Origin of the sequence: Salinivibrio sp. IB872, from assembly GCF_001995345.1 — a bacterium.
GTDB classification, from domain to species: Bacteria; Pseudomonadota; Gammaproteobacteria; order Enterobacterales; family Vibrionaceae; genus Salinivibrio; species Salinivibrio proteolyticus.
Window position 1 is genome coordinate 1 of the sequence record NZ_MUFO01000013.1, and the last position, 16183, is coordinate 16183.

Here is a 16183-nt window from a genome sequence, read left to right on the forward strand (position 1 = left end):
GGGTACGGGGAAAACCACTACCGTCGCCCGTTTGTTGGCAGCGCTGGTGGCGTCGCACCACGCTGAACGCGCAACGTCTGCAGCGCTCACTATCAAACTGGTCGCCCCGACCGGTAAAGCCGCTAACCGATTGACTGAATCACTAGGGCGGGCGATTGCCGCCTTGCCTGTTGCTCATGACGTGAAAGCGGCGCTACCGACCCAAGCCAGTACCATTCACCGATTATTAGGGGCGATTCCGCAGCGAGTGGCGTTTCGCCATCATAAAAATAATCCCGTGCATGCGGATGTGTTGATTGTCGATGAAGCCTCGATGGTGGACTTGCCCTTGATGGCACAGCTGTTCGATGCCTTGGCGCCCTCAACACGTATTATTTTGCTGGGGGATAAAGATCAGCTTGCCTCTGTGGAAGCGGGGGCGGTGCTAGGCGATATTTGTCAGTACGCCGAGGCGGGCTATCCAGCGGCGCAAGCAGTGCGTTTAAGCCAGCTAACAGGCTTTGATGTACCCGAAAACCCGCACGCGCCAGCGATTGCTAGTGCTCTGTGTCTGCTGCGCAAGAGTTATCGCTTTGATGCCCAATCCGGCATTGGCCAGCTCGCCTTTGCGGTGAACCGAGGAGAAATGGCTGAGGTGGGGGCGGTGTTAAAACGCGGCTATAGCGATATTGCCCACCATGTGTTGAGTGATGACAGCTATCAGGCCCTGATGCAACAAGCGGTGACAGGATATCGCGATTACTTAACGACACTCGATAATGCAACGCTCGAAACCCCGTCATCAATGGCGGACGTGCTGAGTGCCTTTAGCCAATTTCGTTTGTTGTGTGCATTGACTGAAGGTCCATTTGGCGTCGCAGGTCTCAACCAAGCCATTGAGCAGCACTTGGCGTCGGCAGGGCTGATCGCCAAAGAGCGTGACACTTGGTATCACGGCCGACCGATCATGATTTTGCAAAACGATCATGCCCTGGGGCTGTATAACGGTGACATTGGGATTGCGGTGCAGCAAAGGGGGATTACGCGAGTAGCGTTTGAAACCCACGATGGCGAGGTGCGCTATTTGCTTGCCAGCCGTCTGCCCGCCCATCAAACCGCGTTTGCGATGACGGTGCATAAATCACAGGGCTCGGAGTTTGCGCATACGGTGTTGGTGTGTCCGCCCACCATTTCACCGGTGATCACCCGCGAGCTGATTTACACCGGCATCACGCGGGCGAAGCACCAGCTTGATCTTTACGCGTCTTGGCCGGTGCTGCGCCACGGTGTAGGCGCACGCACCGCCCGTTATAGTGGTTTGCCGGATGCCTTGATAGCGCCTTGAGTGCAGTGAAGTCTGCTAAAGCGCTAAGGTCAGCACCTTAGAGCGGCGCTGATAGTTGTACAGCTCTTGGCGAGTGTTGGGGAGTGCTGACACATCGGAGAGCAAAAAGCCTTGTTCCAAAAACCAATGCAAACTGTGAGTGGTGAGCACAAAAATGGTCTCGAGCCCTTTGGCTTTGGCACGTTGCTTGAGGTGATTGAGGAGCATGACGCCGCGGTCGCCATCACGGTAGTCTGGATGAATAGCAACACATGCCATCTCGCCGGTACGCGCTTCATTAAACGGATAGAGTGCGGCGCAGCCTATCACTAACCCATCCCGTTCGATGATGGTAAAGCGTGGGATTTCTTGCTCCAATTGTTCTCGCGAGCGGCGCACTAGGATCCCCTGTTGCTCCAAAGGTCGGATCAAATCCAAGATCCCACCGATATCGTCAATCTGRGCTTGGCGCACTTTTTCGGCACGCTCCATCACGATCTGGGTGCCGATCCCCTCAATCGAGAACAGCTCTTGGATTAATGCCCCATCTTTTTTATAGCTGATCAAATGGCTACGCGTAACGCCCGCGCGACACGCAGCAATCGCGCCTCGTAAAAAGCGACTGGTGCCAGAGCCAGTATCGCCAGCGGCTTCTCTCGCTTCTAGAAGTGGCTGGGCTTGGGTGGGCAGTAACTCAGAAATTACCTCATTGTCTTGGTTTAAGACCCCTTGTTCGGAGCAAAAGCCAATCAACTTGTCTGCGCGTAACCGAATCGCGACCTGAGTCGCCACTTCTTCGGAGGTGAGGTTAAAGCATTCGCCTGTGACTGAGCTGGCTACTGGCCCCATCAGCACAATCGCGTTTTGATCGAGCTGGCGCTGAATGCCGTCAATATCGATGCGGCGAATTTTGCCACTATGGCAATAATCAATCCCATCATCGACGCCCAAGGGTTGCGCAATAACAAAATTACCACTGATCACATTGATCTGAGCGCCCGCCATTGGGGTGTTGTTGAGCCCCATGGATAAACGCGCCGTAATGTCGAGCTGCACTTGACCGGCCGCTTGTTTGACCACTTCAAGCGCGTGGCTGTCGGTGATGCGAATACCTTTGTGATAAGGCGTTTCCAGTCCGTACTGATTAAGAGCACGATTGATTTGCGGGCGGGCGCCAAACACCAATACTAGTTTCATGCCCAGGCTATTGAGTAGGGCGATATCATTGACGATATTCTGAAAGTTCTCATCCGCCATCGCCTCGCCACCCAGCATGATCACCGCGGTTTTATCTCGGTGAGCGTTGACATACGGCGCCGATTGACGAAATCCTTTAACCAGTGCGGTACTTCTTATCTTCACGTGTCTATCCGTCTAAATATTCACTTATAGTGCCTTTTTATTCTCTTTGGGTGATAAGTGTCAAGCCTTTAGTCATTTTACTATGCGCTGTCGTCTGCGCGCCCGAGCGATAAAGAGGCAAGGTGACGTAGGCAAGTTAGCGTCTGTTTGGGAACCAAACTCACAAGATTTGCAAACCGCGTCTAAAGTAGACAATGGGATTGGTTAAAATGTCCTGATTATCAGTGAGTGAGGTTGTAGCGTGCGGTTGACCAAACAAATATTTTTACTGGTGTTTATTATTCTAGCGGGTGGCGCCAGTTTTCTTGTGGCAACTCGCCCCGAGTTTTTTGCCCCTGATATGACCAAAAAAGATTTATACGGTGAGTGGGTGGAACTAGAGGTGGCCCCTTATGCGGCTGACCGTTTTGAGGTGCGCTCGGATGGTATTTATACCAATGGCAGTCGTGCGACTACCGCTTATACGTTTGATGGCGATGAGCTGTCGTACACGATTGGCACACAAGAGTATCTGTATCGCGTAGAGAATAAATCAACGCTAGAAAGGCTATCGCCAGCGCACTATACGTCTATGTTCGGTAAGGCGAATTAAGTTTGCGCGCAGCGCTGCTGCAAGTGAAGAGGCGCCAATTGCGATCAATGGCAATATGGCGCCACTTTACACGCTAGTATTTAACCGCGTCGAGAGATGAAAGCAGTTCATTAACCGAACACTGCTTCATGGCCACGCGGCGAAGGATATCGGCGGTGGTTTCATCGCCACCGAGACAACGTTGAATGCTGGTATTGATAGTGTTTCGAGTGCAGCCCTCACTGGCCATCATTCGAATCCATTGGTATTCCACTGCATCGGTATCAAGAAGCGTTGAACGCCCAACTTTCAGATCCATAGCAACCTGTACTCCCTTGATGTTGCATTTATTATGCAATTTTGTTTCAGACACAGTACATAACAATTATATGACACTTTCATGAATGTCGCCTGTTTCAGGCTGGTAAGCGAGGTTTGATCACATTCAATGTGTATTGATTTGCAGGCAGTTACAACTTGGCGATGAGAAGTGATTGCGAAGTGTAGGTCTTTTTGCGAGCCTTAGCGCTACAAACTAACTGATTGGATTACAGTGTGAAAAAAGCGTTAGTCGTGATGGGGTGTGTGGTTGCACTCGCAGGGTGTGTACGTCCCACTGACCGTGGTCAACAATATGTTGATGGGCGGTTTGAATCAATTTTAACTCCAGTGCCACATGTGGTGTCTGATAGCCCACGTGACTTTAGTCTGTTTAATGATCAGTTAGCCGAAGTGAAAGCGAAATCGCCTTCGCTAGTGGCCAAGCACCAAGCCGTATACCAGCGTTTGCAAGCGTGGCTGGATGCAGGAGGCAATGTGGAAGCACTTGCTGATTTTGGACTGGGTGTCGACCAAATGGGCGGTGGTGATGACTTTGGTAACGTGATGTTTACCGGCTATTTCTCACCAGTGATTGAGATGCGCCATCAACCCGATGCCTTGTTCCGCTATCCGGTTTATGCCAAACCCTTTTGCGATGACGACTGCCCAGATCGCAAAGCGATTTACGATGGAGCCTTAGATGGGTTGGGATTAGAGCTGGGCTACAGCGCTTCTTTGATTGATAACTTTATTATGGAAGTTCAGGGCAGTGGTTTTGTCCACTTTGGCGATAACGACCAACTCGAGTATTTTGCCTACGGTGGCAAGAATGGGCACCCTTACGTCAGCATCGGTAAAGTCTTGATTGAAAACGGCGAAGTGCCGCGTGAAAAAATGTCGCTGAAAGCGATCAAAGATTGGGTGGCGGCTCACGGTGAAGAGGAAGTTCGTGAGTTACTGGAGCAAAACCCCTCTTATGTTTTCTTCACGCCTAAGGCCGCAGATCCTGTGAGTGGCACGGCAGGGATTCCGTTGAAAGCCGGCGCGTCTGTGGCGGCGGATAGACGTTACTTACCGATGGGGAGTGTGCTACTGGCTGAAGTGCCTCAGTTGGATGAGCAAGGCAACTGGACAGGTGAGCATGTACTCAAGCTGTTAATGGCATTAGATACCGGTGGGGCGGTGAAAGAAAATCATCTTGATTTGTACCACGGTATGGGCAATGACGCTGGAGAACGTGCGGGGCATTACAAACACTTTGGCCGAGTTTGGAAGCTTGAAGCGTTGGCGCCCCAGCTTGCGAGTCAGCCTTAGAGAGTGTCATTCACCGAGTTGAAGCGATAAAAAAGCGAGCATTGAATGCTCGCTTTTCCTTTGAGCGTGATTGATTATTCAATCAAGCCAGCTTCACGATAGTAGCGTGCTGCGCCGGGATGAAGCGGTGCAGACAAGCCATCTTTTACCATTTCTTCTTTCTTCAGATTCGCAAAGGCTGGGTGCAAACGGCGGAAATCATCGAAGTTCTCAAACACCGCTTTAACGACGTTGTAAATCACGTCGTCTGGTACTTGAGTCGATGATACAAAGGTCGCACCGACACCGAACGTAGTGACATCGCCATCGTTACCACGGTACATGCCACCTGGGATCACGGCTTTACGGTAGTAATCACGGTCAGCAATCAGCTGTTTAGCGGCGTCGTTCGCCACTTCCACTAACACGCTATCACAGGCAGTGGTCGCTTCTTGGATTGCGCCACTTGGGTGGCCGACTGTGTAGACCATGGCATCAATTTTGTTGTCACACAATGCCTTGGATTGTTCCGCCGCCTTTAGCTCAGAGATTTGGCCGAACTTGTCCATATCCCAACCCATTTGGTCCATCAATACTTCGATGGTACCGCGTTGACCTGATCCTGGGTTACCAATGTTGACGCGTTTGCCAGCCAGATCATCAAAGGTTTTAATCCCTGCGTCCGCACGTGCGACCACAGTAAAGGGTTCAGGGTGGATCGAGAAGACCGCGCGCAGATCTTTGAACTCGCCTTGGTCTTTAAACTTGCTGGTGCCTTTGTAAGCGTGATATTGCCAGTCAGACTGGGCGATACCCATATCTAGCTCGCCAGCACGGATAGTATTGATGTTGTAAATAGAACCGCCCGTACTCTCTACTGAGCAGCGAATACCATGGTCATCTTTGCTTTTATTGACCAGACGGCAGATTGCACCACCCGTAGGGTAATAAACACCAGTAACACCACCGGTACCAATGGTCACAAACTGATTTGCTTGAGCGGTTGCTGCGGTTCCTAGTGCAGCGGAAAAGCTGAGCGCAATCAGAGTCGGTTTCATCGCTTTCATGCTTAAGATTCCTTTTTAGTTAGAGGTTGCTATCCGGGCGCACCCTCGAAGATGGTATGACACTCGATGCAAATATGACAAAAAAGTGTCACCGCGCTATTTTTTCAATCTTTTAACAATATTTGCAAGCAATAGTATTGGGTTAAAACGACTGGGTCATGGTTTGCCTCAATGCTTGTACAGGTTTAGTACAATATCCCAGCTTTTCCAGCGTGTTGCGCAGTTGTGTGATCTGGTATGCGTTATTGGGGGCTGCGCGACCATGGACATCGAAGGTGTTGTTTTCAAAACCAATCCGCATATCTCCTCCTAGCAAGGCGGCCGTGGTTAAACAGGAAAGCTCTCGCTGGCCAAATGCACAGACAGACCACGGAACAGTGTCATCTAAGTGACGAGCTTGATACATGGCGACGATATCTTCCGGTGCGCCCCTGGGAGGCGTTCGGTCGCGGCCCGCAACAAAAAGCAGGTGATGACCTTGCGAGGGAAGAATGCCTTGTTCTCGTAACGCGTAATAGCGTGCCAATTCTTGAGGGTGATAGAGAATAAACTGACTGTAGATGCGCGCCTCCACTGTCCAAGCAAAAAAATCTTTCACGGCTTGGTGAGTCGGTTGATGATCAGGAACAAGCTCTCTGAGCGCAAAGGAAGCGGCTTCCGGTTTGACGGTTCGGATAAGAGCCATCWGTTGCTGGGGAGAATAGCGGCCTACGGCCTCGGTGGTGAGTTGAATCACCATGCGATCGCCGACGGCATCCATCACTTGCTGATATAGCGTTTGGTTTAGCGCGGGATCAAGGCTATGGGCTCCCTGTTGATCGCGGGCGTGGATGTGGGCCATGGTTGCGCCTGCCTCGGCACATTCGTGCAGGCAGTGAATAAGCTGTTCGTTGGTGACAGGCACATTCGGGTGGTGTGTGGGCTGTAAGCGTGCACCATTGGGGGCAACCATGATCGTCCTTGCGTCTTGCATTCTTTTCCCCTCGTCTATCAATGTATCGTTATTGAGAAGGCAAGCACATCTCTAATGTTAGTGCTAACTTGTCGGTGATGGCCGCGATATGAGTTGATTCAATGATATAGGGCGGTGCGAGTAAGATGTGATGCCCCTGCTTACCATCAATGGTACCGCCCATGGGATAACACATCAGCCCGTTATGCATGGCGGTGTGTTTTATCGTTTGATGGAGCGCGAGATCAGATGAAAAGGGACGCTTACTGGTTTTGTCTTCCACGAGCTCCAACGCGACAAACAGTCCACGTCCGCGAATGTCGCCGACAAAAGGGTGTGAATCAAACTGATGATGTAGCGCCGTTTTAAGCGCCTTACCTTGTTTTTCCGCCGCGTCAACTAATCCTTCTTGCTCAAGTGTGGTGAGTGTTGCTAAGGCAGCGGCACATGCCGTTGGATGAGCCATAAAGGTATGGCCGTGTTGAAAAAAGCCTGACCCAGATGCAATCGCCTCATAGAGACGATCATTGACCAAGGTGGCGCCGATGGGCTGATAACCAGCAGCCAGTCCTTTAGCGATGGCGACAATATCCGGAACGATGCCTTCATGTTCAAAAGCGAAAAAGCGACCGGTGCGTCCCGTGCCGCACATGACTTCATCGAGGATCAGCAAAATATTATACTGATCGCAAATGGCGCGAATACGAGAAAAATATCCCGCTTCTGCGGTCAATGCACCGGCTGTCGCCCCCACTACAGGTTCTGCGATAAACCCAATGACGGTTTCCGGCCCTTTTTCTAACAGCATGGCTTCAAGCTCGTTGGCCACCCGCTGACCATACTCGTAAGCGGTCTCATCGGGACGTTGATCGCGATAGGCGTAACAAGGGGCAATCAAACTGGTATCCATCAATAAAGGCGCAAAGGGAGCGCGTCGCCATGCGTTGCCACCCACGGACAGCGCGCCAAGCGTGTTGCCGTGATAGCTCTGCCGTCGGGCAATAAAGCGTTGACGCTGCGGCTGACCAACTTCCACCCAGTACTGGCGAGCGAGCTTGAGGGCGGTTTCCATTGCCTCAGATCCACCACTGACCAAGTAAGCATGGTTGATGGAAGTAGGGGCAAGATCAGCCAGCTTCTCGGCAAGTGCTTCACTCGGTGCGGAGGTAAAAAAGCCGGTATGCGCATAAGGAATAGCATCCAGTTGACGGTGGATAGCCTCTAACACGGTAGGGTGGTTGTGCCCAAGGCAAGAGACGGCTGCGCCTCCGCATGCATCGAGATACTCGTTACCTTGAGTGTCGATTAAGTACATCCCATTACCACTGGCAATGGTAGGGGGAAGATGATGACAGTGACGGTGAAAGACATGACTCATACGAGGGCCTCAATGCAAGCGTGATAACTCAGTATGGTGAACTTGTGTTTTAAACCGCAAAGGATATATTTTCATCAGGCATGCAAAAAAGGAATGGGATGATGAATGTGCGTTTGCCGTCGATGCGCTCGCTTCAAACACTGATTGCGGTGGCTCAAACAGGAAGTTTTTCAGAAGCCGCGAAGGTATTGCATGTCAGCCAAAGTACGGTGAGCAAGCAAATACAGCAGCTCGAAGAAGGAATTGGTCAACCACTTTTTGAGCGACATGCTGGGGGAGTAAGACTAAACAGAGTCGGAGAGCCTTATTTAACTATGATATCGGCCAGCGTCAATGATATCACCAATGCCACGGCGCAAGCGCGTCAGCAAAGTGCAAGGCATGAGTCCGTCAGCTTATTGGTGCCGCCCTCGTTTGCTAGCCTTTGGTTGATCCCTCAGCTGCCAGTGTTTAAATCGCAGCATCCTGATATTTCTGTGGTGGTCAGTGCCAGTGACTATGTGCCCCAAGGGAAAGAAAGTGAACTGGATATTTTAATCCGCTGTCAGCCTCATCAGCAGGCAGGCGCGCAAGGAGTCTGTTTGATTCACGAACACTTATCGCTTGTTGCATCAGTGACCTTGCTACCAGAGCCTTTGGATCGGACCGCGTTGTTATCAGAAGTGCCGGTTTTATCTCATTTGACGCGCCCTTCACTGTGGGAGCAGTTTTGGCAACAATTTGGGCTAGCTGACAGCAATCCGCAATACGGAGCGGGGTTTGAGCACTTTTTTATGGCGCTTGAAGGCGTAAAACAACAGATGGGGATGGCATTAATCCCCACCTTTATGGCCTCAGCTGCCCTGTCAAACGATCAGATTGTGAATCCGTTGGGGTTAAGTATCGATAGCGGCTATGGCTATTATCTTTACAGCGCGCGATATAAGCAGCGCTCGCCAGCGGTTATGCACGTGATCAATTGGTTGTATGATGCCCTCAAAGGGGATCCGGCTAGACATCCCATCAGCAAGTCGGTATAACGCCTGTCTGCGCGATCAATGAAGACTATGGTTATGACACAATCCCTATCAGAATCCTATCTGCAACGTTTTGGCGGTACGGCTCGTTTATATGGACGCCGTGCGCTTGAGGTGTTTCACCAGAGCCATATTTGTGTCATTGGTATTGGTGGCGTGGGATCGTGGGCAGTKGAATCGCTGGCTCGAACAGGGATTGGGGCCATCACACTGATTGATATGGATGATGTGTGTGTCACCAACACCAATCGACAAATCCATGCTTTGAAAGCGACCATTGGCCAAAGCAAAAGCGAGGTGATGGCCGAGCGTGTGACAGCAATCAATCCAGAATGCCAAGTGACTGTGATTGATGATTTTATCTCGCCGGATAACATTGCTGAGTATATCGACAAGCGCTTTGATTATGTGCTCGATGCAATCGATAGCATCAAGCCCAAAACGGCCTTGTTGGCTTACTGCAAGCGGCACAAAATCAAAGTCATTACCGTAGGTGGCGCGGGTGGACAGATCGATCCCACCCAGATCCAAGTGGCGGATTTGACTAAAACGATTCAAGACCCACTCGCGGCGAAGCTGCGTAACAATTTGCGTCGCTTTTACGGCTTTACTAAGACTCAAGGTCGAAAATTTGGGATTGACTGTGTCTTTTCAAGCGAGCAACTCAAATACCCACAACCTGATGGCAGTGTCTGTGAAAGCAAGGCATCTGCGCAAGGGCCGAAGCGAATGGATTGTGCCAGTGGTTTTGGTGCGGCAACCATGGTGACGGCCAGTTTCGGGTTCGTCGCGGTGTCGCGCATTTTACACAAATTGATTGAGGCGGATAAACGACGCCAAGCCGATTAACTACGGCTGCTCGGCGGGGATGCCGATCAGCCCATACTCTCCCATACGAAATGCACTCCAAGCGCGCTGGTAGTCACCGCTCATCTTTAACTGGCGTAATCCTCGATTAAACTGACTGACCCACAGTGCGCTTTGGGGGTGTTGACGACTGAATAAGACATGTAATGGAGTCACTCGAAGCGGCTTGGGATTAAATGTGATGTGACGACTTTCGTCGTTGCGAAGTTGATTACGCACCACGTCATGGATGACGTATTGATTGCCGATAATCACATCACTTTGACCGGTTAGTAAGCTTTTCACCTTCTCGAACTCGTTCGGGTATTTGTGGATGATGACGCTGCCACCCTCTTGATTAAAGGTTTCCAGCATATTGTCTTCAATATAGTCTTCGCTAATACCGACGTTGAGACCATTGAGACTCTCTAAAGACTGCCAATCGAAGTAGCGATTTTTGAGGTGGAAAAAGACCACAGACTCAGTATAAATGGGGGCTGAATAAATAAAGTCGCGCTCTCTTTCTGGGGTATAGCCCCAACCAACCGTGCCGTGTGCTTTACCGGTTTGTGCCTCTATTTTGGCTTGCTTCCAAAGGACAAACTTGATCTCTATCTCCATGCCCTGTTGCTTGCCAGCTTCTTTGACGATATGCGCCAACACCCCTTGATGTGCCAATTGATCAGAAATAAATGGACGGTAGTCGCCAGACGTGAGCACCAAATTGGGCGTGGCAACACCAACCACCGGGAGGCTGAACGCGAATAAAATGATTAGCCATCGCCACATAACAACTCCAAAGTCAACGGACATTTACCAAAACCAATGTCGATGAATCTTCAACTGAGACTATTCCGACATTTTTTGCCGTCGAAATTGATTCCAAACGGCTTGATAGCGACCATCCGTTTTTATGCGTCGTAACCCTTTGTTGAATGCGCGGGAATGATCGTACCCTTGTTCAATCTGACGACTAAACAGCACATGTAAGGGAGTAACGCGAAAGGGATGGGGGTGATGTGTCAACTGACGAGCTTGCTCTGTACTGAGCGTCGTTTTAATGATGTGCTGCAAAACATCTTTGTTGCCTAGTGCAAGATCAATCTGATTATTCAATAAGGCGTGGAGTTTATCCTCTTCTTTGGCAAATTCTTGTAACTTCACATCGATACCGGATTTTTGTAATTGGCTCAGTGTCTTGACGTCGATATATCCAAGGCCGACACCGACCGCAAGACCGGCTAAATCCTCGGGCTTTGACCAATCGAATGCTTTATCTCGGAGATAAAAGAAAACGGCACTTTCGGTATAAATGGCATCTGAATAGATAAAATCCAGTGCGCGCTCTTCGGTGAAAGCCCAGCCAACCGTACCGTCCCACTGACCTTGCTGAGCCAGCGCCATCGACTCATGCCAAGGAAAATAACCAAAAGACACATCGAGATTAGCTTCTTCGGTGGCCAACACAATAATTTCAGTTAATGGGCCTTGGTTGGGGAGGTGTTGCGAAATAAAAGGAGGGTATTCTCCTGATGTTAGGCGGATTGGTTGCGCATGCGTGATCATTGGAAGGAGCAGCAACAATGCGCATCCCCATTGCACCATCAGTCTCATACTGCCTCCTGATCGTTCTCGTGACTATGAGAGGAGTATAGTGCAGGAGAAATAAAGTGGCGGCGCCGTCGCGCTCTATGAGCCACAATTGCGCCGCCATTCTTATTATTGAGACAGTAGTTGGTTAAGCGTTAGCTTCTTCAGGCTCAGGCTCTGCTTTTTCCTCTGTGTGAATCGGCAAAACCTGACGAACATACTCACCCGGTGCCGCATAAAGAACCGGATAGTTCTCCGAGCCGATCGCATAAGGCTCTACCTGTTCCTCTGGGCTATAGCTACGCAGCCATTTCTCCCAATGCGTCCACCAAGAACCCGTGTGATGTGACGCGTTATCGAGCCACTCATCGGCTGAATCAGGCAGAGTATCGTTGGTCCAGAACCCGTACTTTTTCTTCACAGGGTGGTTAACAATCCCCGCAATGTGACCAGACTCACCCAACACAAAGGTTTTATTGCCACCGACATTCAGTGCACCGCGATAGGTGCCTTGCCATAGGGCAATGTGATCTTCTTTGGTCGAGATGAAGTAGCTTGGCACCTTGATCTTGTTGAGATCAATCCAGACGCCACCGACTTTAACCCCTTTGTCTTGCACCAATTTGTTTTCAAGATACAAATCGCGCAGGATAAAATTGTGGGTTCTCGCCGCCACGTTGGTGCTATCGCTATTCCAATACAACAAGTCAAAATCAACGGGACTATTTCCCTTAAGATAATTCTCAATGTAATAGTTCCAGTAGAGGCTGTTTTCACGAAGCAAGCTAAATGTGACGCTGAGTGAGCGGCCGTCCATATAACCACGCGCTGTATTTTGCGCTTCAATCGCTCGGATCAGGCTGTCATTGATATAGGCACCAATTTCACCCGGCTGAGAGAAGTCGAGCAAGGTGGTAAAGAAGCTCGCCGACTTGATGCGCGCCTTCATGCGTTTCGCGGCATAGTAAGCAATCGTGCAGGCCAGTACGGTGCCACCGATACAGTAACCCACGCCGTTAATCTGCGACTGTCCTGTAATTTCTTCGATAGCACTAACCGCTTTGACAGTGCCTTGCGTCACATAGTCTTCAAACCCGATCTCCGCTTGATCTGCAGAAGGGTTACGCCATGACATCAAGAACACGGTATGGCCTTGTTCGACCAGCCAGCGCACTAGTGAGTTTTTCTCACGTAAGTCGAGAATGTAATACTTATTAATAAACGGAGGCACCACCAAGATGGGGGTCGCGTGTACTTTCTCCGTCATAGGACGATATTGGATGAGTTCAAACACCTCATTCTTAAACACCACATCCCCTGGGGTGTTCGCTACATCGTCACCGACACGGAAGGCATTGTTGTTGGTCATGCGCACTTTCAAAATATCGGCGCTTGACTCCATGTCTTGTTTTAGCTGCTCCATACCACGAAGTAGATTCTCGCCCTGAGATTCCAGTGTCATTTTCAACAGTTCAGGGTTGGTCGCGATATAGTTGCTTGGCGCCATAGCGTTAATCGCTTGACGTGAAAAGAAAGAGAGACGCTCACGGGTTTTTTCATCGAGGCCTTCAATAGCATCGATGGTTTGCATGTAGGTGCGCCCGAACAGCAAGTAAGACTGCTTGATAAAGTTGTACAAGACGTCTTCTTGCCATGCTTTGTCTTTGAAACGCTTGTCATCTCGCTCTTCACTGACGACCTCTTCGGTATTGTCGCGCGCGAGCATGGCGTTTTGCCAAATTTGAAGTTGTTGTTCCCACCACTGCATTTGTACCTGTAAAAGTGCAGCGGGTTGTTGAGCCGCACCTTCCAGCAACTGAGCAGTGTCTTGCAGGTTAATTTCCTGCATGGCTTGGTTGAACGGTGTGTTTACGGCTGCCTTGCCCTGCTCAAGATCCTGCCACCATTGCTGGTTTTGTTCTTGCAGCCTGGCAAGGTAGTCCGAAAAGAAGTGATGAAACATAGTCTTGCCCTCTTAAACGGATAAACACCACAAAGGCCTGCTACCCACAAGGCAGCAGGCGCTGTTGTAGTGGCCTTGCCCTTATGCTGGGGTGCCAGTTTTCATGTTTTCGGCAGTCAACTTGTCGATATCTTCTTTGAACTCTTTGGCGATGTTTTGCAGCTTGGTGCTGTCATCCATCATTTGCTGAGACAGTTTTGTCAGCGCAGAAAGCTGCTGGCTGCTGAATGACGTCAGTGTTGATACGTCTTTCACTTCGCTCGCCGCTTTCATTTGCTCCAGACCTAGCTGGCTGTATGTGCGCATGGCATTCATTTGCAGCTCGGTAAGAGTTTCTACGTTTTTGGCTACCAATTTGTTGAAGTTAACGTATGGAGCCAAGGCTTTTTCAGATTGCTCAGAAAACGCTTTAAACATATCTGTGTACATGGTGTATCTCCTGATAGTGTTGTCTGGGATAGTTCCCAAGGTCGCAAATGTCCATTTACGCTTGTGTACGCTTGATAACCAAAGCCGTACCCATGCCGCCGCCAATACACAAAGAAGCGACGCCATAGGTTGCGCTTCTTCGGGTCAGCTCGTGTAGCAGTGTGACCACAATCCGGTTACCAGACGCGCCAAGAGGGTGGCCAAGTGCAATGGCACCGCCATTCACGTTTGCACGCTCCAATAAAGCATCCGGAGTGATTTGATGGTGTTGTGCTAATTGATGAACCACACCGAGCGCTTGGGCTGCAAAGGCTTCGTTCAGCTCAAACAAATCGATGTCGTCGATAGTCAGGTTGGCCTTATCGAGCGCGGCATTGACCGCACCAACTGGACCAAGCCCCATAATGCTCGGGTCAATACCGTGCTGCGCGTAAGCAGTAATTTCAGCAAGCGGTGTCAGGCCATGTTTGGCGACGGCAGACTCAGAGGCAACAATGACGGCACTGGCGCCATCGTTGATGCCAGACGCATTGCCTGCAGTGACCGTTCCTTCTTTATCAAAAGCTGGACGTAGCTTGGTGAGTCCTTCTAACGTGGCATCAGCCTTTGGATATTCATCGGTATCAAAGGTGAGTGTTTGCTTACGTTGTTTGACTTCAATGGGCACAATTTCTTGCTTGAAATGACCCGCTTCGATTGCCGCAATCGCTTTTTGCTGACTGCTTAGTGCGAAACTGTCTTGTTGCTCACGGGTAATCCCGACTTCTTTGGCAACGTTTTCGGCTGTCACGCCCATGTGATATTGGTTGTACACATCGGTAAGGCCATCATTGATGAGCAAGTCTTTCATCGCAAAATTGCCCATCTTTTGTCCGGTGCGTAAATTGCCTGCCGCCGCAAACGGGATCTGTGACATGTTTTCCACCCCTGCAGCGACTACAACTTGTGCGTCTCCTGCGCGAATGTGCGTCACAGCATCCATAATTGACTTCATGCCACTGCCGCAAACCATATTGACAGAATAGGCGGGCACGCTAGCTGGAATGTCTGCGTAAATGGCGGCTTGACGGCCAATACCCATACCTTGTCCTGCACTGACCACATTACCGACGATGACTTCATCGATAGCGTCGCCGCTGAGCGATCCAGCCTGTAGTGCGCCTTTGATTGCATGAGCGGCCAATTGACCTGCTGGGATATCTTTTAGCGCGCCTGAAAAGGCGCCAATAGCAGTTCGCTTCGCTGCTACGATATAAATGCGTTCCATCATCGTTCCCTGATTTATTGCATGTATAAGCCGCCGTTTACCGACAGCGTTTCACCTGTAATGTAAGCACCTGCGTCGCTAGCGAGATAGGTCACAGCCGCGGCGATTTCTTCAGGTTTAGCAAGACGTTTCATCGGTATTTGATTGGTGATGGATTCTAGAACGTCATCACGCATGGCGGTGACCATAGGTGTTGCTGTGTAGCCAGGGGCCACTACGTTGACGGTTACGCCGGCGCGAGCACCTTCGGCAGCCAGTGACTTACTGAAGCCCATCATGCCGGCTTTGGCAGCGGCATAGTTAGCTTGACCAAACTGGCCTTTTTGGCCATTAACCGATGAAATATTAATGATACGTCCACCGCCTTTTTCACACATTGCGGCGAACAAAGGTTGGGTAACGTTAAAGAGGCTATTGAGGTTGGTATTAATGACGTCATGCCATTGAGTGGCATCCATCTTTTTAAAGACGCTATCGCGCGTGATGCCTGCATTATTCACGAGCACATCGACAGTGCCTTCTTCTTCAAGCAGTTTGGCGATACGTGTTGCACACTGCTGAGTATCGGTGACATCGAGTTCAAAAAGGCGCACTTGCTCAGTATTAAAGTTTTTTTCTTCAAACCACTCTTGCGCGCAGCTTTGGCCGCCGGTGAAGTGGGTCGCAATCACGCGGTATCCTTCTTGAACCAATTGTTCTGTGATCGCTGAACCAATACCGCCTTTTGCGCCGGTAACTAATGCCAGTTTCTTCATGTATGACTCCATTCACTACAACAAGCAAATTAAACGAGATGCCTGAAGCCGCATCTGGAACCACTCACGC

General features: G+C 50.3%; 16 protein-coding genes. 5 read left to right on the top strand and 11 right to left on the bottom strand.

The genetic code is table 11. The features are described 5' to 3' along the window. Positions 1–1324: exodeoxyribonuclease V subunit alpha (gene recD / locus BZJ18_RS07255; RefSeq protein WP_108743132.1), on the top strand; the 1324-nt coding region annotated here is incomplete at its 5' end. A 15-nt stretch (positions 1325–1339) separates the two neighbouring features. Here recD and argA read toward each other — a convergent pair. Continuing rightward, on the bottom strand, positions 1340–2665 hold the full coding sequence (gene argA, locus BZJ18_RS07260; protein WP_077455925.1) for an amino-acid N-acetyltransferase: 1326 nt from the start codon (positions 2663–2665) through the stop codon (positions 1340–1342). Positions 2666–2906: 241 nt separating this feature from the next. On the opposite strand from argA, the gene BZJ18_RS07265 reads away from it, so the two are divergent. After that, positions 2907–3257 (top strand): DUF2850 domain-containing protein, encoded by a 351-nt coding sequence (locus tag BZJ18_RS07265; protein ID WP_101494780.1) that lies wholly within the window; start codon positions 2907–2909, stop codon positions 3255–3257. 73 nt (positions 3258–3330) lie between these two features. On the opposite strand, the gene BZJ18_RS07270 is transcribed toward BZJ18_RS07265, so the two are convergent. Next, positions 3331–3555 (bottom strand): hypothetical protein, encoded by a 225-nt coding sequence (locus BZJ18_RS07270; RefSeq protein ID WP_069586647.1) that lies wholly within the window; start codon positions 3553–3555, stop codon positions 3331–3333. A 236-nt stretch (positions 3556–3791) separates the two neighbouring features. Between BZJ18_RS07270 and mltA the strand changes: the two genes are divergently transcribed. Further along, positions 3792–4871: a murein transglycosylase A gene (mltA, locus tag BZJ18_RS07275; protein WP_077455926.1), complete on the top strand. Its 1080-nt coding sequence runs from the start codon at positions 3792–3794 to the stop codon at positions 4869–4871. Positions 4872–4945: 74 nt separating this feature from the next. Here the strand turns inward: mltA and BZJ18_RS07280 are convergent, their stop codons facing one another. The 3 genes from BZJ18_RS07280 to BZJ18_RS07290 all read right to left on the bottom strand — a co-directional run bounded on the left by BZJ18_RS07280 (position 4946) and on the right by BZJ18_RS07290 (position 8247). Continuing rightward, positions 4946–5917, bottom strand: a complete 972-nt coding sequence (locus BZJ18_RS07280; RefSeq protein ID WP_069588547.1) for a TAXI family TRAP transporter solute-binding subunit — start codon at positions 5915–5917, stop codon at positions 4946–4948. Positions 5918–6059: 142 nt separating this feature from the next. Beyond that, complete coding sequence (locus BZJ18_RS07285; RefSeq protein ID WP_077455927.1) at positions 6060–6890, bottom strand: 3-keto-5-aminohexanoate cleavage protein; 831 nt, start codon at positions 6888–6890, stop codon at positions 6060–6062. Between the two features lie 28 nt (positions 6891–6918). Beyond that, positions 6919–8247, bottom strand: coding sequence for an aspartate aminotransferase family protein (locus tag BZJ18_RS07290; RefSeq protein WP_077455928.1), 1329 nt, complete (start codon positions 8245–8247; stop codon positions 6919–6921). A 98-nt stretch (positions 8248–8345) separates the two neighbouring features. On the opposite strand from BZJ18_RS07290, the gene BZJ18_RS07295 reads away from it, so the two are divergent. Continuing rightward, a complete protein-coding gene (locus tag BZJ18_RS07295) occupies positions 8346–9266 on the top strand; it encodes a LysR family transcriptional regulator (protein WP_198532214.1) in 921 nt (306 codons plus the stop codon). Between the two features lie 27 nt (positions 9267–9293). Continuing rightward, complete coding sequence (gene tcdA, locus BZJ18_RS07300) at positions 9294–10112, top strand: tRNA cyclic N6-threonylcarbamoyladenosine(37) synthase TcdA (RefSeq protein ID WP_077455930.1); 819 nt, start codon at positions 9294–9296, stop codon at positions 10110–10112. Here the strand turns inward: tcdA and BZJ18_RS07305 are convergent, their stop codons facing one another. The 6 genes from BZJ18_RS07305 to BZJ18_RS07330 form a co-directional block, all read right to left on the bottom strand. Beyond that, the gene (locus BZJ18_RS07305) at positions 10113–10898 is read right to left on the bottom strand and encodes a substrate-binding periplasmic protein (protein WP_158011263.1); all 786 of its coding nucleotides are present in this window, start codon (positions 10896–10898) and stop codon (positions 10113–10115) included. A 60-nt stretch (positions 10899–10958) separates the two neighbouring features. Further along, the gene (locus tag BZJ18_RS07310; RefSeq protein ID WP_077455932.1) at positions 10959–11723 is read right to left on the bottom strand and encodes a substrate-binding periplasmic protein; all 765 of its coding nucleotides are present in this window, start codon (positions 11721–11723) and stop codon (positions 10959–10961) included. Positions 11724–11847: 124 nt separating this feature from the next. Then, complete coding sequence (locus tag BZJ18_RS07315) at positions 11848–13662, bottom strand: class I poly(R)-hydroxyalkanoic acid synthase (protein WP_077455933.1); 1815 nt, start codon at positions 13660–13662, stop codon at positions 11848–11850. 81 nt (positions 13663–13743) lie between these two features. Further along, positions 13744–14091, bottom strand: a complete 348-nt coding sequence (locus BZJ18_RS07320; RefSeq protein ID WP_069588559.1) for a phasin family protein — start codon at positions 14089–14091, stop codon at positions 13744–13746. Between the two features lie 55 nt (positions 14092–14146). Then, entirely contained in the window at positions 14147–15358 is a 1212-nt protein-coding gene (locus BZJ18_RS07325; RefSeq protein ID WP_077455934.1) for an acetyl-CoA C-acetyltransferase, read from the bottom strand. Positions 15359–15372: 14 nt separating this feature from the next. After that, entirely contained in the window at positions 15373–16113 is a 741-nt protein-coding gene (locus BZJ18_RS07330; RefSeq protein WP_077455935.1) for an SDR family oxidoreductase, read from the bottom strand. Positions 16114–16183 lie beyond the last annotated feature (70 nt).